The sequence below is a fragment of the Serratia plymuthica NBRC 102599 genome (genome assembly GCF_001590925.1).
In the GTDB taxonomy this organism is placed as follows: domain Bacteria; phylum Pseudomonadota; class Gammaproteobacteria; order Enterobacterales; family Enterobacteriaceae; genus Serratia; species Serratia plymuthica.
In genome coordinates, this window is the sequence record NZ_BCTU01000025.1 from 57,853 (window position 1) to 79,501 (window position 21,649).

General features: G+C 57.4%; 19 protein-coding genes and 1 pseudogene. 6 read left to right on the forward strand and 14 right to left on the reverse strand.

The window, feature by feature from the left end:
- Window positions 1–55 precede the first annotated feature (55 nt).
- The 10 genes from urtA to SPL01S_RS17480 all read right to left on the reverse strand — a co-directional run bounded on the left by urtA (window position 56) and on the right by SPL01S_RS17480 (window position 13,392).
- Window positions 56–1,324, reverse strand: coding sequence for an urea ABC transporter substrate-binding protein (urtA, locus tag SPL01S_RS17435; protein WP_004942111.1), 1,269 nt, complete (start codon window positions 1,322–1,324; stop codon window positions 56–58).
- 44 nt (window positions 1,325–1,368) lie between these two features.
- Window positions 1,369–2,079: a GntR family transcriptional regulator gene (locus tag SPL01S_RS17440; RefSeq protein WP_063201630.1), complete on the reverse strand. Its 711-nt coding sequence runs from the start codon at window positions 2,077–2,079 to the stop codon at window positions 1,369–1,371.
- Between the two features lie 72 nt (window positions 2,080–2,151).
- Entirely contained in the window at window positions 2,152–5,775 is a 3,624-nt protein-coding gene (gene uca / locus SPL01S_RS17445) for an urea carboxylase (RefSeq protein WP_063201634.1), read from the reverse strand.
- Between the two features lie 68 nt (window positions 5,776–5,843).
- Complete coding sequence (gene atzF / locus SPL01S_RS17450; RefSeq protein ID WP_063201638.1) at window positions 5,844–7,712, reverse strand: allophanate hydrolase; 1,869 nt, start codon at window positions 7,710–7,712, stop codon at window positions 5,844–5,846.
- A gap of 205 nt (window positions 7,713–7,917) precedes the next feature.
- Window positions 7,918–8,382, reverse strand: coding sequence for a YehS family protein (locus SPL01S_RS17455; RefSeq protein ID WP_004942106.1), 465 nt, complete (start codon window positions 8,380–8,382; stop codon window positions 7,918–7,920).
- A gap of 225 nt (window positions 8,383–8,607) precedes the next feature.
- Window positions 8,608–9,507, reverse strand: coding sequence for a phosphonate ABC transporter, permease protein PhnE (phnE, locus tag SPL01S_RS17460; protein ID WP_063201641.1), 900 nt, complete (start codon window positions 9,505–9,507; stop codon window positions 8,608–8,610).
- Window positions 9,504–10,367: a phosphonate ABC transporter, permease protein PhnE gene (gene phnE, locus SPL01S_RS17465; protein WP_062870059.1), complete on the reverse strand. Its 864-nt coding sequence runs from the start codon at window positions 10,365–10,367 to the stop codon at window positions 9,504–9,506. Before phnE (SPL01S_RS17465) ends, phnE (SPL01S_RS17460) begins: the two co-directional genes overlap by 4 nt.
- A gap of 58 nt (window positions 10,368–10,425) precedes the next feature.
- On the reverse strand, window positions 10,426–11,358 hold the full coding sequence (gene phnD, locus SPL01S_RS17470; RefSeq protein WP_062870057.1) for a phosphonate ABC transporter substrate-binding protein: 933 nt from the start codon (window positions 11,356–11,358) through the stop codon (window positions 10,426–10,428).
- A 35-nt stretch (window positions 11,359–11,393) separates the two neighbouring features.
- Window positions 11,394–12,227 carry a phosphonate ABC transporter ATP-binding protein gene (phnC, locus tag SPL01S_RS17475; RefSeq protein WP_062870055.1) on the reverse strand — a complete coding sequence of 278 codons (834 nt, stop codon included), beginning with the start codon at window positions 12,225–12,227 and terminating at the stop codon, window positions 11,394–11,396.
- Window positions 12,228–12,366: 139 nt separating this feature from the next.
- Window positions 12,367–13,392, reverse strand: coding sequence for a zinc-binding alcohol dehydrogenase family protein (locus SPL01S_RS17480; RefSeq protein WP_063201644.1), 1,026 nt, complete (start codon window positions 13,390–13,392; stop codon window positions 12,367–12,369).
- A gap of 140 nt (window positions 13,393–13,532) precedes the next feature.
- Here SPL01S_RS17480 and SPL01S_RS17485 point away from each other — a divergent pair, with 140 nt between their 5' ends.
- Complete coding sequence (locus SPL01S_RS17485) at window positions 13,533–14,438, forward strand: GntR family transcriptional regulator (protein WP_062791701.1); 906 nt, start codon at window positions 13,533–13,535, stop codon at window positions 14,436–14,438.
- A gap of 206 nt (window positions 14,439–14,644) precedes the next feature.
- On the forward strand, window positions 14,645–16,003 hold the full coding sequence (locus tag SPL01S_RS17490) for an MFS transporter (RefSeq protein WP_081113168.1): 1,359 nt from the start codon (window positions 14,645–14,647) through the stop codon (window positions 16,001–16,003).
- 69 nt (window positions 16,004–16,072) lie between these two features.
- Here SPL01S_RS17490 and SPL01S_RS17495 read toward each other — a convergent pair whose 3' ends face one another.
- A complete protein-coding gene (locus SPL01S_RS17495) occupies window positions 16,073–16,750 on the reverse strand; it encodes a helix-turn-helix transcriptional regulator (protein ID WP_063201647.1) in 678 nt (225 codons plus the stop codon).
- Window positions 16,751–16,837: 87 nt separating this feature from the next.
- Here SPL01S_RS17495 and SPL01S_RS17500 point away from each other — a divergent pair, with 87 nt between their 5' ends.
- From SPL01S_RS17500 to SPL01S_RS17505, 3 genes are all read left to right on the forward strand, one after another.
- Window positions 16,838–17,434: a hypothetical protein gene (locus SPL01S_RS17500; RefSeq protein ID WP_063201651.1), complete on the forward strand. Its 597-nt coding sequence runs from the start codon at window positions 16,838–16,840 to the stop codon at window positions 17,432–17,434.
- A gap of 3 nt (window positions 17,435–17,437) precedes the next feature.
- Window positions 17,438–17,596, forward strand: coding sequence for a hypothetical protein (locus tag SPL01S_RS25325; protein WP_232246022.1), 159 nt, complete (start codon window positions 17,438–17,440; stop codon window positions 17,594–17,596).
- A gap of 405 nt (window positions 17,597–18,001) precedes the next feature.
- Window positions 18,002–18,796 (forward strand): DUF4225 domain-containing protein, encoded by a 795-nt coding sequence (locus SPL01S_RS17505; RefSeq protein ID WP_063201654.1) that lies wholly within the window; start codon window positions 18,002–18,004, stop codon window positions 18,794–18,796.
- Here SPL01S_RS17505 and SPL01S_RS17510 read toward each other — a convergent pair.
- Entirely contained in the window at window positions 18,784–19,110 is a 327-nt protein-coding gene (locus SPL01S_RS17510; protein ID WP_063201659.1) for a hypothetical protein, read from the reverse strand. The genes SPL01S_RS17505 and SPL01S_RS17510 overlap by 13 nt on opposite strands.
- 235 nt (window positions 19,111–19,345) lie before the next feature.
- Here SPL01S_RS17510 and SPL01S_RS25740 point away from each other — a divergent pair.
- A pseudogene (locus tag SPL01S_RS25740) lies at window positions 19,346–19,591 on the forward strand (IS3 family transposase); the annotation flags it as partial.
- Between the two features lie 128 nt (window positions 19,592–19,719).
- On the opposite strand, the gene SPL01S_RS17515 reads toward SPL01S_RS25740, so the two are convergent.
- A complete protein-coding gene (locus tag SPL01S_RS17515) occupies window positions 19,720–20,247 on the reverse strand; it encodes a cysteine hydrolase family protein (RefSeq protein WP_062870047.1) in 528 nt (175 codons plus the stop codon).
- Window positions 20,248–20,274: 27 nt separating this feature from the next.
- Window positions 20,275–21,378: a suppressor of fused domain protein gene (locus tag SPL01S_RS17520; protein WP_004942081.1), complete on the reverse strand. Its 1,104-nt coding sequence runs from the start codon at window positions 21,376–21,378 to the stop codon at window positions 20,275–20,277.
- Between the last annotated feature and the right edge of the window lie 271 nt (window positions 21,379–21,649).

A 21,649-nucleotide genomic window follows, 5' to 3' on the forward strand; every position in this document is an offset into this window, starting at 1 on the left:
GGCCCCTACCGTTACGACGGGCGCAGCCTGCGGCGCCCCTACGGGAATGCGACGGTTACTTGCCGCCTTTTACCGGGTGATCCGGCTTTTTGTCGTTGCCGGCGATGAACGGGCTCCACGGCTGCGCGCGCACCGGGGCGTCGGTCTGCCACACCACGTTGAACTGGCCGTTGCCTTCAATCTCACCGATCATCACCGGTTTGTGCAGGTGGTGGTTGGTGGCGTCCATGGTCAGGGTGAAGCCCGACGGTGCGGCAAAGGTCTGCCCTGCCATCGCCGCGCGTACCTTGTCGACGTCGGTAGTGCCGGCTTTCTCCACCGCCTGTGCCCACATATGGATGCCGACATAGGTGGCTTCCATCGGGTCGTTGGTTACGGCAGTGGCGTAGTTCGGCAGGTTGTGCGCCTTGGCGTAGGCTTTCCATTCGCTGACGAACTGCTTGTTGGTTGGGTTATCCACCGACTCGAAGTAGTTCCAGGCCGCCAGGTTGCCCACCAGCGGTTTGGTGTCGATGCCGCGCAGTTCTTCTTCACCCACCGAGAAGGCGATCACCGGCACGTCGGTCGCCTTGATGCCCTGATTGGCCAGCTCTTTGTAGAACGGCACGTTGGAGTCGCCGTTGATGGTGGAGATCACTGCGGTTTTGCCGCCGGCGGAGAATTTCTTGATGTTGGCGACGATGGTCTGATAATCGCTGTAGCCGAACGGCGTATAGACCTCTTCGATGTCCTTGTCCTGGATCCCTTTGGTGTGCAGGAAGGCGCGCAGGATCTTGTTGGTGGTGCGCGGATACACATAGTCGGTACCCAGCAGGAAGAAGCGCTTGGCCGAGCCGCCGTCTTCGCTCAGCAGGTATTCCACCGCCGGGATCGCCTGCTGGTTAGGGGCGGCGCCGGTGTAGAACACGTTTGGCGACATCTCTTCCCCTTCGTATTGCACCGGGTAGAACAGCAACCCGTTCAGTTCTTCAAACACCGGCAACACCGATTTGCGCGAGACCGACGTCCAGCAACCGAACACCGCCGCCACTTTGTCCTGGGTCAGCAACTGGCGCGCCTTTTCGGCGAACAGCGGCCAGTTGGAAGCGGGGTCCACCACCACCGGCTCGAGTTTTTTGCCCAGCACGCCGCCCTTGGCGTTGATGTCATCAATGGTCATCAGCGCCACGTCCTTCAGCGGCGTTTCAGAGATGGCCATGGTGCCCGACAGCGAGCTCAGAATGCCGACTTTAATGGTATCGGCCGCCTGCGCGCTCCAGGCCATGCCCATGCCGATCACGGTGGCGGACAACGCAAAAGCTTTTATAAAGTGACGACGTTGCATAATTAAAACTCCTGATGTGTGTTGGAAAACAGGTTCAGAAAAATTCACGCAGGGCTGTCTGGGGTATGAAGACGCGCCTGGTGCAACATATGCAGGGTTATTTTCCGTACTTCCGCCTTACTGACGGCAATGTGGTTGCTGAGCAGCGTTTGCGCCTCCTCGGTCTGGTGTTGCAAGATCGCCCGCAGAATGGCGGCGTGTTCGTTGTAGGTGGCCTCGACCCGGGTTCCCTGGGTGAAGTCCAGCCGGCGAATGATGCGGATCTTCTCGGTCAGGTCGCGATGAATGCGCGCCATTTCCCCATTGCCCGCCGCCTCCACCAGCGTCATATGGAACTGCTCGTCGTGCAGCGAGACGGTTTTGCCGTCCTCCAGCCGCGGCTCGTCGATCCAGAAGCCGTTGAGCGCCGCCAATGGCAGCGGCACGTCTCCCGCCGGGCGTGCGCACAGCCGTTTAACCGCTTCGCACTCCAGCACGATGCGCAGATCGTAGAGTTGCTCGAAGTAGTCGAAATCGAAGGGGCGCACCTGCCAGCCGCTGCGAAAATGCACTTCGACGTAGCCCTCGCGCTCGAGCCAGAACAGCGCCTGACGTACCGGCGTACGGCTGACGTCCATGCGCAACGCCACTTCGTTTTCGCTGAAGCGATCGCCCGGCAGCAGATGAAAATCAAAGATGTCATCCTTGAGCTGGAGGTAGATACGCTCCGCCAGCCCCTCCGGCCGCGCCTTGCTGCGGTTATTGGTGATTTGCATAGTTTTCCTCTTGCCGGGCGCAGCATGCGGCGCCCCTGCGTTAAATCCTGAAACAGGCTGAAGCCACGATGCTCAGCTGGCGTGTTCCAGCCACAGCAAAGCATCGCCTGGCCCCACCGGCCGCCCTTGCTGGCAACTGATGCGTTTGATGATCCCGGCGCGCGGCGCGGTGACCGCCAGTTCCATTTTCATCGCCTCAACCACAATCAGCGGCTGGCCGGCTTCTACCGTCTGCCCCGGCTCCACCAGGATCTTCCACACGTTGCCGTTCAGATCGGCGCTGACCAGATAGCCGTCGACCTCTTCCTCATCGCTCTGCGGCGGCAGCAATTGCGCCTCGGCCTCGCTCTCTTGCGCCTGCCAGAGCGTCACTTCATGGCTGAATGCCTGCTGCTGGCGCTGCTGGAATGCGGCGATGTCTTCGGCGTTGTCCGCCAGAAAACGGGTGTACTCGGCAAAGTCGAATTCGCTGTTTTCGATGCGGACCTGCGCACGCCCTTCACGGAATGCCTCGCGCTGCTCATCCAGCTCCTGCTCGCTGACCGGGTAGAAACGCACCTGATCGAAGAAGTGCAGCAACCAGGGCTCACCGGCGTTGAACTGCGGGTTTTTGAGGAATTTGTTCCAGATCGGCAGCGTACGCCCGACCAGCTGATAGCCGCCCGGCGAGTCCATGCCATAAATGCACATGTACATGCCGCCGATACCGACCGTGCCTTCGGCGGTGTGGGTGCGCGCCGGGTTGTATTTGGAGCTGAGCAGCCGGTGGCGCGGATCAATCGGCACCGCGCAGGGCGCGCCGAGATAGACATCGCCCAACCCGAGGATCAAATAGCTGGCGTCGAAGATAATGTCGCGTACCTGTTCGCGGTGGCTGAGGCCATTGATGCGCTGGATAAAATCGACGTTGTTCGGCAGCCAGGGCGCAGAGCTGCGTACCGTCTGGCTGTAACGCTCCACCGCGCCCAGGGTGGCGGAGTCTTCAAACGCCATCGGCAGATAAACCGTGCGCGTCGGCACCTTCAGGCGGCTGACGTCGCCCAGCGCCTGTTCACGCGCCAGCAGGCGCTGGAGCAAATCGGCCTGGCCGATAGTGCGGCTGTCGTAACGGATCTGCAGCGAACGCACACCAGGTGCCAGTTCCTCAACGCCGGGGATCGCGTCCTGTTTGAGCGATTGCATCAGCAGATGAATACGCAGCCGCAACGCCAGATCGAGCAGGTTGTCGCCGTACTCCATCAAAATGTAGCCGTCCCCGGCCTGGCGATAGACGACCGAGGGGCGGCCCTCCCCGGCCGGCAACGCGGCGACGATAGCCGCAGAAGCCGTGGCGCCCGGCGTCAGATCCGGCGTCGGCAGGGTTATCGCCTTCACCGCCGCCAGCGCTTCGATGCTGCCAAGCTGCGCCTGCTCCAGCGATTGCGCCTGTTTGAAACCGATAGGATGGAAGCGGATGCGGTCGCCCGGCTTCACCTGGCCCACCTTCCACAGCTCGGCTTTGGCGATGGTCACCGGGCAGACAAAACCACCGAGGCTCGGCCCGTCGCGGGTGAGGATCACCGGGAAATCACCGGTGAAATTAATCGAACCGATGGCGTACTCGCAATCATGTACGTTAGAAGGGTGCAGCCCGGCCTCCCCGCCGTCCTGCCGCGCCCAGCCGGGTTTCGGCCCCGACAGGCGCACGCCCAACCGGTTAGAGTTGTAGTGCACCTGCCATTCGGCGGCAAAAAAGGTGTCGATCGACTCCGGGGTAAAGAAGTCCGGCGCGCCGTGCGGGCCATAGAGCACGCCGATGTTCCACAGGCTGCCGTATTGCGGGATCAGGCTGTCGTCCATCGCCTGCGGCGCCGCGATGGGGGCCGGGGTGGTGCTGGCCGCCAGCGCAGGCTGGGATACCGCCAGCATATCGGCGACCCGCAGGGTGCGCCCGGCGTGGCCGCCAAACTGCCCAAGGGCGAAGGTCGAACGGCTGCCCAAATACACCGGCACGTCGAACCCATTACGCACCGCCAGATAAGTGCGGCAACCGTGCGCGGCGCGGCCCAAGCTCAGGACCTGCCCGGCGCGAACCGCCACCGGCTGCCAGTAGGCTACCGCTTCCCCATCCAGGTTCGCCGGGCAGTCGGCGCCGGTCAGGGCGATGATCGCGTCGCAGTGGAAGCGCAAGGTCGGCCCCTGCAAAGTAAACTCCAGCCCGGCGGCGCTCGGGTCGTTGCCGACAATGCGGTTGGCCAGCCGGAAAGCGAAATCGTCCATCGGCCCGGAAGGCGGCACGCCGATATCCCAATAGCCAAGACGGCCCGGGTAATCCTGCACGCTGCTGTAGGTGCCCGGTTGCAGCACTTCAATACTGCTGGGCTGGAAACGGAAGCTGTCCAGCATGCGGGTCCAGACTTCGCCGCTCTGGAATTGCGCCGTGGCGATCACCTGACGCAGGTAATCGAGGTTGGTGGCGATGCCGTGCAAACGGGTAGCGCCGAGCACCGCGCGCATTTTCTCCAGCGCCTGTTGGCGATCTTCGCCGTGGACGATCAGTTTGGCGATCATCGGGTCGTAAAATGCCGACACTTCACTGCCGGTCGCCACCCAGCCGTCGACGCGCACATTTTCCGGGAAATGCACCTCGGTCAGCACGCCGGGGCTGGGCTGGAAATTCTTCAGCGGATCTTCGGCATAGATGCGCACCTCGATCGAGGCCCCCTGTGGTGCGCGTTGCAGCGCCGCCCAGTCCAACGCATCGCCCGCCGCCACTTGCAACATGCATTCGATCAGATCCAGCCCGGTCACCATTTCGGTCACCGGATGTTCCACCTGCAAGCGGGTGTTTACCTCGAGGAAATAGAACTCGTCGCGCGCGCCGTCGTAGATAAATTCCACGGTGCCGGCGCTGCGGTAATTCACCGATTCACCCAGCGCTACCGCCGCCTGATGCAGCGCCTGACGGGTCGCCGCCGGCAGGTTCGGCGCCGGGGTTTCTTCCACCACCTTCTGGTTACGGCGCTGCAACGAGCAATCGCGTTCACCAAGCGCCACCACCCGGCCCTGGCCGTCGCCAAAGATTTGCACTTCCACATGGCGCGCCTGATCGACAAAGCGCTCGATAAAAGCCCCGGAGTCGCGGAAGAACTGCTCACCCAGCCGCTTTACGCTGTCGTAAGCTTCGCGCAGCACCGCTTCGTCGTCGCAGCGTGTCAGGCCAATGCCGCCACCGCCGGCGGTGCTTTTCAACATGACTGGGTAGCCAATCCGTGCGGCGGCAGTGACCGCTTCCTCAATACTGTCCAGCAGGCCAGTGCCCGGCGTCATCGGCACCTGCGCCACCGCCGCCAGCTCACGCGCCCGGTGCTTCAGGCCGAACTCACGGATCTGCGCCGCCGTCGGCCCGATAAAGGCGATACCCGCCGCTTCGCAGGCATCGGCGAACTCGGCACTCTCGGAGAGAAAACCATAGCCGGGATAGATCGCCTGCGCGCCGGTTTCCACTGCGGCGGCGAGGATTTTATCAATGCACAGGTAGCTGTCGGCGGCCTTTTCGCCGCCGAGCGCCACCGCCAGATCGGCCTCGGTGACATGTGGCGCATTGCGGTCGGCATCGGAATAGACCGCCACGCTGGTCACGCCCAGGCGTTTCAGGGTACGGATCGCGCGGCAGGCAATTTCGCCGCGGTTAGCGATTAATACAGTGGTAAACATATGCAATCCTCATAGAACGATACCCAATAGCTTTCAGGCTGTGGCCAGACGGCAAGCAGGCACATCACTCAGGTCAGTGACTGGGGTGAGTCAACGCTGCCAACAACGCCAGGGTCGGAAAGATGACGGGTATAGTTGCGCCAGCCGCCAAATTCAGTGATATCCAATGCGCCTTCCAGCGCCCAGGGTTCGCAGATAAAACCTTTTACCCGGCGGCCATCCGCCAGCAGCAGCGTGCCGATGCCCAGCGGCGCCGGGATCTCCGCGACAAATTCGCCGAAACGCGCCAACGGGATGTCCCACAGCTCAACGCTGATGGCGGCCCCCTGCCCGGTTTTGACCAGCCCCGGTTTGGGCGGCTGAGTATTGGCCAGGGCGTAGAGCCGGTAGCACGGCGCGGTGGCGGTTTGCTCCACCCATACCGCGTCGCGCTGGGTAAGCTGGGCATTCAGCGGCATACCGCTGAGGTGAGCGCCCACCACCGCCACCCGCACATGTTCCACCGATGGCGTCAGCGGCGCCGGCGGCGGCAAGGTGCGGCCGGTGGCGCCGAGCGGCAGGTTCTGAGCCTGTTGCCAGCGCAGGCCGAAGGCCGCCAACGCACGATCGTGCCAGGCCGGCGCGATCAGCGTGATGCCGGCAGGCAGGCCGTCGTCGCGCATCGGTCCAGGCAAGGCCAGCGCACTCAGATCGGCCAGGTTGGTAAAGTTGGTGTAGGTACCGAATTGCGAATTGAACAACACCGGCTCCTGCTCCATTTCCGCCAAGGTGCGCAGCGTCGGTGAAGTCGGCACCACCAGCGCGTCGTACTGCGCCAGTTGTTGGCCAATTTCCCGCGCCAGCTCGGCACGCAGGTATTCCGCCTTGTAGGCGTCGCAGGCGCTGTACTTAAGGCCGTTATTGAGGATGCCGCGCACCACCGGGTTGATGGCCTGAGGATTGCTGTTCAGCATCGCCTCGACCGCCACGGTACGCTCCGCGACCCAGGGGCCGTAATAGAGTTGCTCGGCCAGTTGGTGAAAGGAGGTGAAATCTATGGGTTCAAGCGCTACGCCACAGCGTTGCAACTGCGCCAGCGCCCGTTGAAACGCCTGCTCGGCCTGCGTGTCGCCGAAAAACTCGGGCTGCGCGGGGACCGCAAAACGCGGCGTGGCGGGCAAATCCGCCGGGGCGGTGCAGGGATTAATGCGCGAATAGGCATCGGCTGCGTCATAACCGCCGGCCATCTCGGCCACCAGAGCGGCATCCGCCACCGTCAGGGCAAAGACCGAGACAGTGTCATTCAGGCGACACGCGGGCACCACGCCACGGTTCGACAGCCAGCCTTTGGTCGGTTTCAGGCCGACGATATTATTGAACCCCGCCGGAACGCGCCCTGAACCTGCGGTATCGGTCCCCAGCGAGAACGGCGTCAGGCCGCGCGCCACCACCGAGGCCGAACCGGAACTGGAGCCGCCGCTGACGTAGCGGCTGTCAAAGCTGTTGACCACCGCACCGTGCGGTGAGCGGGTGCCGACCAGGCCGGTGGCGAACTGATCGAGGTTGGTTTTACCGATAACGATGGCACCGGCGGCGCGCAGATTGGCGACGACCCTGGCATCCTCTGCGGCCTGGTAGGTAAATTCCGGGCAGGCGGCGCTGGTCGGCCAGCCGCCGACGTCGATATTGTCTTTCACCGCAAAGGGCACGCCGAACAGCGGCAGGCGGCTGATATCCCCGGCGACCGCGTCCAGTTGCTGCGCCAACTGCTGGTATTGCGCTTCCAGCTGCGCGGCGGTGGCAAGGTAAAGCCAGGCGTTGTCGTCCAGGCTCAGGCTCGACGTCAGCGCCTCCAGCGTGGCGCGCACGCAGGCCATGCGCTCGCCGGCCGGCCTGGTGTGATAATGGTGCTGCCATTCACTGAGGGTGAAACCGCGTTGTTTAACTGGCTGGGTCATCGTCTGAATTCCATCTAGTACACAAGATGGGATTCAATAGAGCAACCGGCGTGCCAATTTTTAATCCACTGATTTCAATGAATTATAATTAAAACTTATGACGGGAGAGTAAAAAACCTGCACCAGCGGCGCGCAATCATCGGACAAAAAAGGTGCAAAAAAAAAGCGCCGTCTTGCGACAGCGCCTGATGATTTTTCCTGCGGTTTACTCGCCGCGAATGCGTTGCGCCAACCCTTTGAGGAAATAACGCAGCATCTGATCGCCGCACGGGCGGAAGTTTTTGGTGCCTTCTTTGCGGAACAGCGCGCTCAGCTCCGGCTTGGAGATGCGGAACTCCACGGCGGTGAAGATCTGGTGCATGTCGGTGTCTTTCAGTTCGAACGCCACGCGCAGCTTTTTCAACACCAGATTGTTGGTGATCGGCAACTCCACTTCCGGTGCCGGGAACTTGTCGTCCTTGCCGCGCTTGAGGAACACCAGGCCGTTCAGGAAGTGCGCCATCACTTCGTCCGGGCAGTTTTCGAAACCCGGCTCGCCTTCTTTGATGACGTAAGCGCGCATCGCAGAGACCTCAACGTCGAAATTATCCAGCTTGATAATCTCGGTCATTTTAGCGTCGTTAATACTCAGCATGTAGCGCACGCTGCGCAGCACATCGTTGTTGATCATGGAGTTAAATTGCCTTTAGCTTGTAAACCGGGGAGGTGCGCATTTGATATATCCCCCATGGCTTTCAAGTTGCAGCCAGGCACCCGGCTCGCTCATCCCAGACGCTTACTCAGGTAAGTCACTGGGGTGAGCGAGTGCAGGTAACAACGCTGCGGCTTGAAAGACGACGGGTATGGCCGCACACCTTGAATATGTGCGGCAGTATAGGGATCGGTGAAGGGTTTCTCAATCGATTTGGCTTTTTTGCCGATACAGCGGGATGTCTTCGCCAATAATGTATTTGTTGCGCAGGAGCGACGACACCTTATCCATCACCATCACTACTACCACCAGGATCAGGGTGATGAACATCACCACGTCCCAGTTCCACAACCGCATGTTCTCCGCATACACCAGGCCGATACCGCCGGCGCCGACGAAGCCCAGCACCGCCGCAGAGCGGGTGTTGGATTCAATCTGGTACAGGCTTAGCGCCAGGAAGGTGGGAAACGACTGGGTGAAAATACCGTAACGGTGCTTCTGCAAACCGTTGGCACCCACCGCCGTCAAGCCGCGGCTGGGGGATTTATCCACCGCTTCGTGCCCTTCGGCATACAGCTTGCCGAGCAGCCCGACGTCTTGCATCACAATCGCCAGTACCCCGGCCAACGGCCCCATGCCGACAGCGCGCACGAAGATCAGCCCCCAGATCGCCATATCGATGCCGCGTAAAATATCCAGCAACCGCCGCACCGCCACCGAGATCGGCCGCAGCAGCGGCGTCGACATCACGTTGCGCGCCGCGAAGAACGACAGCGGCAAGGCGATAAGCGAAGCGGTGATGGTGCCGGCAAACACTATGCCGATGGTGATGAAGATCTGCTGGAAGTAATACATAAACGGCCAGTTGACGAAATCGTGCCAGACGAACATGCGCACAAAGTAACGGCCCAGTTGTTGGCAGCCGTTAACGAACTGCGGCCAGGAGATGCCGAAGAACTGGAAGAAGAACAGATAATACAGCGCGATCGCCACGGCGATAATACCGAGGGTACGCAGATAGCGGCGCTGCTGCGAGAATATTTCCGGGTGCTGCTGTTTGAGCGTTTGCAGCTCTTGTGCCGAGAGCGTTGGTGCGGTGATCATTTTTTCCCCTCCACGACCCGTTTGCGCAGTTCGCCGGAGGTGTAATCCAGCAGCGAGACCACCAGGATAATCAGCAACAGCGTCATGCTGACCTGATCGTAGCGATCGAGCTTGATATTGGTCATCAGCTCCTGGCCGATGCCGCCCGCCCCCACCAGCCCCAGAATGGTCGACTGACGGAAGTTGATTTCCAGCCGCATAAAGCTGTACGACAGAAACACCGGCTTCACCTGGGGCCACAGACCGAAACGCATGCGTTGCAACGGCGTCGCGCCGCAGGCCGCCAGCCCGCGCACCGGCTTGTTGGACGCGGTTTCGATCGACTCATAAAACAGTTTTGTCAGGCTGCCGATAGTGTGCAGCGCCAGCGCCAAAAAGCCGGGGATGGCGCCAATGCCGAATGCCATCACGAACATCACCGCCCACGCCAGCTCGGGCATGGTGCGCAAAAATGCCACCAACGTGCGGATCGCCAAGCGCAGCGACGCCGGGCTGTGGGTATTGTTAGCCGCCAGAAACGCCAGCCCCCCCGCCACCAGCACCGAAAGAATAGTCGCCGCCAGCGCCAGTTGCAGCGTTTCCCAGATCAGCGGCAGCTGAATATTGAGCCGATAACCCCAGTAGGCCAATGAGCCTTCGGTATGGCCATCGGCGAACAGCAGCTTCCAGTGCAGCGTCGGGACGGTTTCCGCCAGGTAATCGAAGAAGTGGGGAATGGACACCCACACGGTATGCAGGTTGAACTCGGCGATGTTGCCGGCGCCCAGGTAGAGCGCCACCAGACCGAGCGACCAGAACAGCGTCTCGCGCTTTTGCTTGCTGCGGATCTGTTGGTAGTAGTGCGCAAAATCTGTATTCAAAATAGGTTTCCGACGTGTGGAAATCAGCGGGGCTCAGCCTGGCCAAGCCCCGGCAGCATTAACGGTCGCCTTTGGTCAGCTCACGCTTCATATCGATGATGTTCTGGTATTCCGCCAGAGTGGTGTCGCCGATGTGCTGTTTGCCGCCCATCGCCTTGATAAAGCACTGGTGATCGTCCTTATCCAGCTTTTTGATGGCGGTCACGACTTTGGCTTTAAAATCGGCCGGCAGCGCGTTGCTCACCAGGATTGGGCCATTCGGGATCAGCGGCGACTGCCAGATAATGCGGATCTGTTTCATCAGGTCCGGGTGATCCATGCGGATCATGCGGGTGAACGCGCCGCTGGTGTAGCCGGTGTTGTAGTCGCCGATCATCGAAGCCCAGGTCACCGCGCCTTCGAACTGGCCGTTCAGCACGCCGAGAATGTCCTGCTCATGGCCGCCGGAGAAGGTGACGCTGGAGAAGGCGTTGTTGTATTTGTTGTCCACCGTGCCGCCGAACAGTTTTTTGAACGCCTGATTCGGGATCAGGAAGCCGGAGGTGGAATCAGGATCGGCGAAACCGATAGCTTTGCCCTTAAGATCTTCCAGCTTTTTATACGGGCTACCGGCTTTGACCACCACCACAGAGTGGTAGCCGCGAGATTGGTCAACGTCATCGACGGCGATACCGACGATGTCCACCGCTTTCGGATCCTTGATGTACACCGAGGCGAACGACGATGGCGACATGCTCAGCACCAGATCAATTTTGCCGCCCAGCAGGCCCTGGATCACCCCGGAATAGTCGGAAGAGTTGCGCAGCTTGGTGTCCACGTTCAGCTCTTTGTCCAGGAACTGCTTCACGCACTGGTTATCGCCGATCTGCTGGGTGGCGTTTTGGCCGCCGAGAATGCCCAGGTTCAGTTCTTTAGGTGCGTCCGCTGCGGCAGCATTAAATACCATCATCGCGCCGGCCATCAGGGTGGTCAGACTCAATACTTTTTTCATTACGGGTGCCTTGTGTGTGTAAAGGTAAAAGTGAATCAATGGATTTGATTGGCTTCTTCGCCATACAGCTGGTGCAGTATCCGTTCGTTCAGTTGCGACGGGTGCCCGTCAAACACGATTTTGCCCTGGGCGATGCCGATGACCCGGGTGCAATATTCTTTCACCAGTTCAACCGAGTGCAGGTTCACCATCACCGCGATGTCGTTTTCGCTGACTTTTTGCAGCGCATCCATAATGCGGCGGGTGTTTTTCGGATCGAGGGACGCTACCGGCTCGTCGGCCAGCAGAATTTTAGGGTTTTGCATCAGCGCACGGCAGATCGCCACCCGCTGCATTTGGCCACCCGACAGGTTTTCGGCGCGCTGCAGGGCATGCGGCAGCATATTGAGCCATTGCAGCAGCTCGATGGCGCGCCCGCGGTCGGCGTCGTCAAACAGTTTGAAGAAGGACTTCAGGGTAGAGGTGTGGCTCAGGCGGCCCAACAGTACGTTGGTCATGACGTCCAGGCGCGGCACCAGGCAGAAGTCCTGGAAGATCATGCCACAGCGGGAACGCCACTGGCGCATCTGACGGGCGGAAAGTTGGGCGATGTCCTGCGCCACGCCGTCATCTTCAAAATGCAGCATTTCGCCGCAGCTCGAAGGAATGGTGCCGTTCAGGGTATGCAGCAAGGTGGATTTGCCTGCGCCCGAGCGCCCAATCACCGCCACGAACTCGCCTGCGTGCAGATCGAAGTTGATGTCGTCCAGCACGCGCTGCTGGGATTTATAGGCTTTGCCCAAGCCTTTCACCGACAGCACCTTACGTGAGGAGATCGGTTGCTGCCCTGGAAAATCGGTTGGTGCAAGTTTTAACTGTGCCTGAGCCATATGATTTCTCTGGTTTCAGTGGCTAATCATTATGGGCACCTATTAACGAATAAATTTATGACAGCGGGATGATGGTTTTATGGCTGGGAAGTGACGTATGCCGCCCGCTCAACATAACGCATTGAGGAGCGGCGTCGGGTTAATTGAAATGGATTACGCCTTTGATCAGCTGCTTATTGTTAATCACCTGCTGTTCGTAATGTTCTGCCAGGGTGTCGAAATCAAAATGGTGCGAGAGCATCATCTGCGCGGTAATTTTCCCTGCCGCCATCAAACGGCCCACCTTGGCGAAATCCTCCTGAGTCGCATTGCGGCTGCCCATCAGGGTGGTTTCTTTTTTATGGAACTCCGGATCGGAGAACTGAATATCGCCCTTGAACAACCCGACGAAGACGATGCTGCCGCCATGGCGGATCAGGTTCAGACTATTATTCATCGCGTGCGGGTTGCCGGTGGCGTCAATCACTTTGGCCGCCAGCATGCCGCTGAACCGATCGCGCAGCGTCGCGTCAAATTGCTCATCCGCCGGGTTGAGCGTCGGCAGCCCCAAGGCTTTTTCAACATGCGCCCGCCGCTCGGCGCTGGTATCGGCGACCACCACCTGCGCGCCGTCGGCGCAGGCTATCGCCGCCACGCCCAGCCCGATCGGCCCGGCCCCCACTACCAGCAGGTGATCGTCCGGTGCTATTGCCGCCCGGCGCACCGCGTGGGCGCTGATGGCGAAGGGTTCAATCAGCGCCGCCGTTTCCGGCGGCAGGTCGTCCACCGCCAGCAGGTTGCTGGCCGGCACGCTCAGGAACTCGCAGAAACCGCCATCCTGATGAACGCCAATCACCGAAATATTCTCGCAGCAGTTGGTTTTGCCGCTCTGGCAGGCACCGCAGCGCCGGCAAGAAAGATACGGCATTACCGTCACGCGCTGGCCCACCCGCCAGCCGCTGACATTATTGCCGATGCTGACAATCTCGCCGCATATTTCATGGCCCAATACACGGGGATAACTAAAGAAAGGCTGATGACCGGACCAGGCGTGAATATCCGTTCCACAAATGCCGACGGTGATTATTTTGATCACCGCCTCCTGGTCTGCGGGCAAAGGCACCGGGCGCTGTTGATAAACCAATTTCGTCGGCTGCTCGCACACTAATGTTTTCATTGTCGTCATCGTCTTTCCTCCAGTCAGGTGAGAAGGTTATTCAATAAAAACGCGGCGACCGGTTATGCCATTGAGCAGATCTGTGAGGCAGCACTAAATAAACCGATTTAAATTGGTTTTAAATGCATAAAAAACACCAGAGACAGCCCATGAGCAGAACCCAGAACCTGCGGCACAACGTGGTTAACCAGATGATTGAGGGTATTCACGGCGGCCATCTTCGTTCGCCGCTGCCGTCTCAGGCGGCGCTGGCCGAAATGTATAACATCAGCCGCACCACGGTGCGCCACACGCTGGCCCACCTCGACCAGCGCGGGGTATTGGAAAAGGTCGGCGACGACTATGTGATTGTTCGGCCGCCACAGGCGGAGGACGGCTTCGAGTGCGTGAACCCTTCGCTGGAAGACCAGGACAAGCAGTTCAAGAAAAGCTTCTATCAGATGATTAACCAGAAGCAGCTACGCGCCGGTGACAGCTTCAGCGAGCTGCAACTGTCGCGCATCGCCAACGTCAGCCCGCTGGTGGTGCGGGAATTCCTGTTGCACTTTAGCCGTTATAACCTGATCGAAACCGTCAAGCGCGGCCAGTGGCGCATGAAAAAGTTTGATCAAAACTATGCCGAGCAGTTGTTTGAACTGCGCCAGATGCTGGAAACTCACGCCCTGTCGCGCTTTATCAACTTGCCCGCCGACGACGAACGCTGGTTGCAGGCCAGGGAGCTGTTGAGCCGCCACCGCCAGCTGCGGGAAAGCATCAGCGACAGCTACCGCCTGTTCTCCCAGTTGGATCGCGACTTCCACGGGCTTATCCTCTCCGCCGCCAACAACCCGTTTTTCAATCAGTCGCTGGAGATCATTTCGGTGATTTTCCACTTCCACTACCAGTGGGATGAAACCGACCTGAAACAGCGCAATATCATTGCCATCGAAGAACATATGATCATCCTCAGCGCGTTGATCTGCCGCAATGACCAGGAAGCGATCAACGCGCTGCATCGCCACTTGGACACCGCCAAGCAATCGATGATCCGTTCCATCAATCAGGACGTCGCCTGATCGCTTTTTATCGATAAAAAACACCCAAAGCGGCATTTAAAACCGATAAAGAGCAGCAAAATAGTAACTGCCGCACGGAACCGCGACAAAAACGCATCGCTAAAATATCCCCCCATCTAGGCTTACTGCCGATCGCCTGCTCATGCACCACCCAGGGGAATACCCGGAATAATAAATATTATTAATGCGAAATTCTGGAGGCAAAGATGGAAAGAACCACTACCGTTGACAGCGGAAAAGAACAGATTGACCCTTATTCAGATCACATCATTCCGATGCCGCCAAACGGCCTGCTGGTACGTTCGGCGAGAATTAAAAAAATCCAGACCACCGCCATGTTGCTGTTGTTTTTCGCCGCCATCATCAACTTCCTTGACCGCAGTTCGTTGTCGGTCGCGAACTCCACCATCCGGGAGGAAATGGGCCTGAGCGGTACCGAAATCGGCCTGCTGCTTTCGGCGTTCTCATTGGCTTACGGCATCGCCCAACTGCCCTGCGGCTTGCTGCTGGATCGCAAGGGCCCGCGCATTATGCTGGGGGTGGGAATGTTCGTCTGGTCGGTGTTCCAGACGCTGTCCGGCATGATCCACAATTTCACCCAGTTTATCTGGGTACGCATCGGGCTGGGGATCGGCGAAGCGCCGATGAACCCGTGCGGCGTGAAGGTGATCAACGACTGGTTCAACATCAAACATCGCGGTATGCCGATGGGGGTGTTCAACTCGGCGTCTACCATTGGCCTGGCGATCAGCCCGCCGATCCTCACCGCCATGATGCTGGCCTTCGGCTGGCGCGGGATGTTCATCACCATCGGCGTGCTGGGGATCGCACTGTCGATCGGGTGGTATATGCTGTATCGCAACCGCCAGGACATCGACCTGAGCGCCCAGGAACAGGCCTATCTGAATGCCGGCAGCGTCAGCGCGCGGCGCGAACCGATGAACTTCCGCGAGTGGCGCTCGTTATTCAGGAACCGCACCATGTGGGGCATGATGATCGGCTTTAGCGGCATCAACTACACCGCGTGGCTGTATCTGGCCTGGCTGCCGGGCTACCTGCAAACCACCTACCATCTGGATCTGAAAAGCACCGGGTTGATGAGCGCCATTCCGTTCCTGTTCGGCGCTGCCGGCATGCTGTCGAACGGCTTTGTCACCGACTTCCTGGTTCGTCGCGGCATGGCGCCGCTGAAAAGCCGCAAAATCTGCATCGTGGCCGGCATGTTGCTGTCCGCGTCCTTCACCGCCATTGTGCCGCAGGCCACCACCACCTACAGCGCCGTAGTCCTGATCGGCATGGCGCTGTTTTGCATCCACTTTGCCGGCACCTCCTGCTGGGGCTTGATCCACGTGGCGGTAACCTCGCGCATGACCGCCTCGGTGGGCAGCATTCAGAACTTCGCCAGCTTTATTTTCGCCTCGTTCGCCCCGGTGATCACCGGCTTTATCCTGGATACCACCCACTCCTTTAAACTGGCGCTTATCCTTTGCGCCTGCTTCACCGTCATCGGCGCGCTATCCTATCTGTTGGTGGTGAAACACCCGATTGTCGACAACGCGGCCTGACCTGCGCCTGAAAATGCCGCCGGTACCGGCGGCATTGCAAGCAACCTTCGGGCAGGTTTTTTCTTCCGCCTAAAGCGTTTTGAGATAATCTTCAAACAGCTTTCCATTCTCGGGCCTGAAACTTAGGCCCGTCCCCACGACAGACGTTATGTTATCTACCCGCAGATTACGAAAATCGGAGCGTTTTTCGCACCAGACCGTCAATAACCACACAGAGTCGAATACCGTCAAACCCAGCGGACGGACTATCCGGTCGCTCTCTCTTCCTTGCAGATCGACATAATTGATATTCAGTTGAAGTTTCTTACGCATCGCCTGGCGGAGAAACGCGAGGTGTCTCATCGCTTTCTCACTTTCCTCCGTAGGCCGAGAGACGGCTCTGAGAGGGAGTCGCTTATAAATGTCTATTTTTTTGACATCGATGACTGAACCGATCTTTGCTGAAACCCGGGCTGCCGCCGCGGAAAGTACGTCATCGCCCCGCGCCCCTATCAGCCGCATTCCGAGCATAATCGCGTCCAATTCGTCGGGATCAAAATTAAGCGGCGGGAGAAAGTAATCTTTTTCAAGCAAATAACCCAAACCCGATTCGCCACGCACGGGAGCCCCAATCGCCTGCAGCGTTGCCATGTCCCTGTAGACAGTTCTTACAGACACATCTAAAGCCTGAGCCAATACTTCAGCCGATACCGGGTGTACGCGACAGCGAAGATGCTCAAGTAAAGTGAAGAGCCGAATAGTTTTCATCGCAAGAGCTTACATCACCCTGACAAGAACTGTCAGGGTGATGTCATAGGATCAAGACTTCATATCATCCTGATAACGGAGTTCATCATGACGACCCCTTGTTACGAAATAGTCACCTATAAGGTGAAAAACCCACAAGCTGCGGACTCGGCCAGAGCGCTTGCGCAGAGCCTGCTGAAACATTTTCCTGGATTTGTCGACTGGATTGCATTTTCAGGGAGGGATATGACTGACGAACGCGTTGACCTCGTCGTCTGGAACAGCGCTGAAGACGCGCTGGCGGCAGCAAAAGCCGTTGGCAATCAACCTGAATTCTCCAGTTTCAGATCTTCTGTCAGCGATTTGCACAGCATGGGGCACTATGCCGCTGACACCGAACAAACCCCGTCGATGAAAACAGGACATGGCATCGAAATAGGGAGATTTCGCTTGAAACCGGGTATTCGCGAGAGTGACATGCGTAACGTTTATAATCGAATGGTGGAAAATCACCTTGCGCTTCAGCCTGGATGGAAAAGCCAGCATCTGGTCAGTCTGGGCAATGGGGTATTTGTCGATCTCGCCTTTGCCGACGACCGGCAGCATGCAGAAGCGATTTGCGCATCCTGGCAGGGACAGGCTGTCTGTGACGCCTTTTTGGACATGATTGAACCAGAGAGCATGGAATTTGGTTCGTTATGCTAAATCTTGAAGAGAGGCAAACCGGTCTATCAAGATAAAGTAACGGGCTTCTTGCTGCCGCATGTCCGTAAACTGGCACTGATCCTTTGTGCCTGCTTCACCGTTATCGGCGCACTGTCGTATCTGTTCATGGTCAAACGCCCGACTGTCGACAGCGCGGCCTGAACCCCGTTCTGAAAATGCCGTCGGTACTGACGGCATTGCAACATAATAGTTTTGGATGGGCACTGAATCCAAAGGTCAGTATTTTTACACAGCAATTTTGTAAAAAGCAGTACTCATGCAAAAGTCGGAGGGGCTTTCTATCGCATCAGACATTCCCTTCCCGCGCACCGAAAAAAATTTAAACAGGACGTCAGCGGAGTTGACCCCGTATCATCAACCAGAAATAAAAATCCGCAATTAATCGGATTAAATTCATACCGGTGACATACTCAAAAATCATATCCATACAGGACGGTTTTACGCACAGCCAAGGCATTTGGTTCTGTAACATGTTTTCCGATTGTGGTATACCTGCATCGTCAATGACAGGGTAAAAACTTATTATTACTTCAGGGAATTTTCGTTATGGATAACTATCTGGATAAACAAAGACTCAACGGCTATTATCTTATGCTTGCTCAGCGGGAAGCCGATAACCTCAGGAACTATGCCCGACAGGTATCGTCATATCATCTAAAAAACCTTATCCCTTACCTTAATTTCAACAATGAAATCGCCAAGCTCATTCAGGCACAAATGGAACGTATCCACTCGGCGGGCAGCGAATCCGAATGTAGGGAATGCCTTTTTAACCTGAGGGAAGAAAAAAGATTTATCTCCCAACAGGACATGGCACTAAGAACCGGTAGCGCTAAAATCATTGCCTCCGCAGAGCTCGTCCACACACTTGATTCCTGGGGCTATATGGTAAATGGCATTGGGGTTGTATTAGGAACTGGTCAGATCATTGCCGGATTGGGGATAACTGCCGCCTCTCTTGGTCATTTAAATATTGTGGGAGTATTTGCTGGTGTTGCACTCATATTGCACGGCACCAATGGTATCCAAGAAAGCGTTAAGAATATAAATTCTGGGCTGAACAATAACACGGGATTTCTGAAGAATGGGTATATTGCTACAGCCAGATTCATAGGTTTTGATGCCAGAATTGGAGCGATTGCATACAGCGTGGCCGATGTCGCCCTGTCAGCCTACGGTCTGGCCAGGATGATAATGAAACCTGACTCATGGCGGTTGTTTCGCTTTTTGCCTTCAGATTTTGTGAGAAATATCAGAACCACCAGCGCCCCCGCATTACTCATCGAGGGTCTGGGTGATGGACTTTCCATCAAATCTGCTTACGATAGCTATAGCAAATAGTTAATCCCATGTTTTCTAACCATAAGAAAGACCTTTACCCCCAGCCACATGGGGGTAAACAGAAAAAGCAAAACCACAGCAATAATGTAAGCAACCAGAAATGCTACAAAATCTTCAGAGTTGAAAAATTCATATACAGCAATACCAGTCAGCAGCAATAAAAGTACGGACATGCCAAAAAAAATCCTGTAGAGCTGCCTGATCGTTTCCACGGGCGGTGTCTTTTCTCTTCCCGAGCATTTATCTATAAAAATTATTTCTTTGTCCGTTAAACCATTTTCCTTTAGCTTACTTTCAAGACCCGCATCATTCATCGTTTTCCCTCTCCTGACTGCGTAAAAACCATTAAAATCCTTCACTGCAAGCAACAATGATGTGTTTTTTCGCCTTCACTTTCAAGCGAGAACGAGCCTCTAGTCAGTGAAAATATTTCCTTGTCAGTATTGATGGAAAGAATCAGAATATTGATCGCACAACAATCTGAAAATGGATCGAAAAACTCATTACAACAGAAAACAGTGAGTCGCCACGAATAAGCCAGTCACCACCGATTATCCGGCACTGCTGAAACAGTATAATCTACGTGATACCGTGAGCGTGAAAACAACCATTGCGATAATGTCTGCATAGAAAGTTTTTTACATTCATTGAAAGTGGGATGCATCCACGGAGAGCGTCTGTTCAGACGAGAAATAATACGTACGACGGTGTTTTATTATATTGAGTACGATTACAATCGGCTCAGTCGTCACAGTATTCCCCAGCCCTGAACAATTTGAAAGCCAAAACCTCGCTAGGGCGTTGTCCATAGATCGTGTGCAAGATAATTGCCGCTACTTGCCTGAAGACCTGCGGCGAACCCGCTGAAGCGGAAAAAACGTACGGCCCGGAACGCAGATTCCGGGCCTGTTTTTATCTGGCGATCAGAAGAGGATCTCTTCCGCCGGCAGCGCGTCGATAAGTACGCCAAAGCTCTCGATATTCGACAGCGTGGCGTTGTGGTGGGCACGGATTTGCAGACCCGTCGCGTGCGGTTTGTCGTGGCTGGTGTGGGCATCCGCCGCCAGCGTGACCGGGTAGCCAAGCCCGGCGGCGCGACGGGTGGTGGTGTCCACGCAGAACTCGGTGGAATAGCCGCAAATCACCAGGTGCGTTACGCCGTTGGCGATCAGCAGCGGCCCCAGCCCGGTACGCAGGAACGAATCCGGCGTGGTTTTTTCTACCCGGTGATCGCCGGCTTTCACCTGCAATGCGGGGTCAATCTGCCAGGCATCGCTGCCGTGCGCCAGCTCTTCGTCAGCCGTGCGATGCTGGATAAAAATCACCGGCACGCCGGCCAGGCGGGCGCGATCGCTCAGTGCGTTAATCCGGCCAAGCGTCGCTTCGGCATCCGCCGGCGGTGGCGTAAACAACCCTTTCTGCACATCGATAATCAACAACGCTGACTTCATGATGGATCCCCCGAGAAAAATTCCCTCTCAGCATACCGGTTGGCGTGGGCGGAAGATATGATCAACGCCCTGCTCGCGCAGCTTGTTCACCAGGTCATGGCCGCCGTTCGGCGTGGCGTGCGCCAGCAGACGCTCGGCTTCAAATACCGGGCTGGCCCAGAAAATGTTCACCGGATCGCCATACTGCTCCGGCAGCCTCAGATGGTCGTTGTAGGGATAAAACGCCGAGGACAGTACGTAGCCCTCATAACCCAGCGGCGCCACCTCCGACTCCAGCGTATGCCCTTCGCCAAACCAGGTGATTTTCGCCCAAGGGACGTGCGCGAACCCGGCCAGCGCGCTGGCCATCTGCACCGCGTTCTCTTCGGTCATGTACTGGCCGTCGATGGCGATGCCCATTTCCATGCGGCGATAACGGCTGGCATCGTCGTTAAACAGAATGTCTACCCATGGCATCGGCCGAATGCTGACGCCCATGGTGAGAAAATAATAAATGCCGTCGCGTTCGTGCTGGGTAATCGCCATCGGCGGCCATTTGCCTTGATCGATGGCGTAGTATTTTACCGAAGGGCCAAAATGCTGCTCATAACGCGCCTGATAATCGCTCTGCATTTTGGGCCACGGGTTGCCCTCCTCGCGCTGCCAACTGCGCCAGAACTGGCGAGTGTTTTCCGCCAGCGCATACTGGGTGTTGGTGGAGGCCGAACCGAGCGGATAAACCAGCGGGCTCTCTTTGATGCAACTGGCGGAATAACACACCGAATGGTCGATATACAGGCTCCAGCCGGGGATCACCGCCAGCAGTTGGCCGTAATACCACAGTGCCGCGCCGTCGTCGCTTTCGCTCCAGACCACCGTCAGCCCTTCCGGGTTCAGCGGCGCTTCCCCTTCCAGATTGCGACAAAACTCGGCCGCCAGCATGGGCGGTTGGCCCCGTTCAAGCGCGGCGCGATCTTCCTGCAAGGGCGCAGCCGCCAGATTACGCAACCAACAGGCGCGTACCTGAAAACGCTCGCCGTTTTCTTCCGCAGGGTAAATGTAAAAATAGGCTGCCCGGTGATCTTGCTGAACCACCGCCACCAGCGTCTGATTCTCATTACTGACTTCAGCAAGTACGTATGACTCGTTCATATCACCTCAACAATGGGGTCACGGCGCAGAATAATGCTGCGCACTAATAAATTGGAATTCGGCTTTTCCCAAGTGTAAAGCGCATCCGTGGCCGGATCACCCGTAAAAGTCTCAAAAATGGCCATAAACGGGGATAAAACATTGGGTTATTGGTAATAACTATAGACCCGCCATACTTGAAGCTGCATCTGTGTTGGCTGCCCCCGCGCCCCCCAGTCACTTAGTTTACTAAGCTCCCGGGGATGAACGGCCTGGCCGCCGAGATGCAACT

Coding starts and splice junctions, on each gene's coding strand:
- urtA (WP_004942111.1), bottom strand. CDS start 1,324: ATGCAACGTCGTCACTTTATAAAAGCTTTTGCGTTGTCCGCCACCGTG.
- SPL01S_RS17440 (WP_063201630.1), bottom strand. CDS start 2,079: ATGCAAATCACCAATAACCGCAGCAAGGCGCGGCCGGAGGGGCTGGCG.
- uca (WP_063201634.1), bottom strand. CDS start 5,775: ATGTTTACCACTGTATTAATCGCTAACCGCGGCGAAATTGCCTGCCGC.
- atzF (WP_063201638.1), bottom strand. CDS start 7,712: ATGACCCAGCCAGTTAAACAACGCGGTTTCACCCTCAGTGAATGGCAG.
- SPL01S_RS17455 (WP_004942106.1), bottom strand. CDS start 8,382: ATGATCAACAACGATGTGCTGCGCAGCGTGCGCTACATGCTGAGTATT.
- phnE (WP_063201641.1), bottom strand. CDS start 9,507: ATGATCACCGCACCAACGCTCTCGGCACAAGAGCTGCAAACGCTCAAA.
- phnD (WP_062870057.1), bottom strand. CDS start 11,358: ATGAAAAAAGTATTGAGTCTGACCACCCTGATGGCCGGCGCGATGATG.
- phnC (WP_062870055.1), bottom strand. CDS start 12,227: ATGGCTCAGGCACAGTTAAAACTTGCACCAACCGATTTTCCAGGGCAG.
- SPL01S_RS17480 (WP_063201644.1), bottom strand. CDS start 13,392: ATGACGACAATGAAAACATTAGTGTGCGAGCAGCCGACGAAATTGGTT.
- SPL01S_RS17485 (WP_062791701.1), top strand. CDS start 13,533: ATGAGCAGAACCCAGAACCTGCGGCACAACGTGGTTAACCAGATGATT.
- SPL01S_RS17490 (WP_081113168.1), top strand. CDS start 14,645: ATGGAAAGAACCACTACCGTTGACAGCGGAAAAGAACAGATTGACCCT.
- SPL01S_RS17495 (WP_063201647.1), bottom strand. CDS start 16,750: ATGAAAACTATTCGGCTCTTCACTTTACTTGAGCATCTTCGCTGTCGC.
- SPL01S_RS17500 (WP_063201651.1), top strand. CDS start 16,838: ATGACGACCCCTTGTTACGAAATAGTCACCTATAAGGTGAAAAACCCA.
- SPL01S_RS17505 (WP_063201654.1), top strand. CDS start 18,002: ATGGATAACTATCTGGATAAACAAAGACTCAACGGCTATTATCTTATG.
- SPL01S_RS17510 (WP_063201659.1), bottom strand. CDS start 19,110: ATGAATGATGCGGGTCTTGAAAGTAAGCTAAAGGAAAATGGTTTAACG.
- SPL01S_RS17515 (WP_062870047.1), bottom strand. CDS start 20,247: ATGAAGTCAGCGTTGTTGATTATCGATGTGCAGAAAGGGTTGTTTACG.
- SPL01S_RS17520 (WP_004942081.1), bottom strand. CDS start 21,378: ATGAACGAGTCATACGTACTTGCTGAAGTCAGTAATGAGAATCAGACG.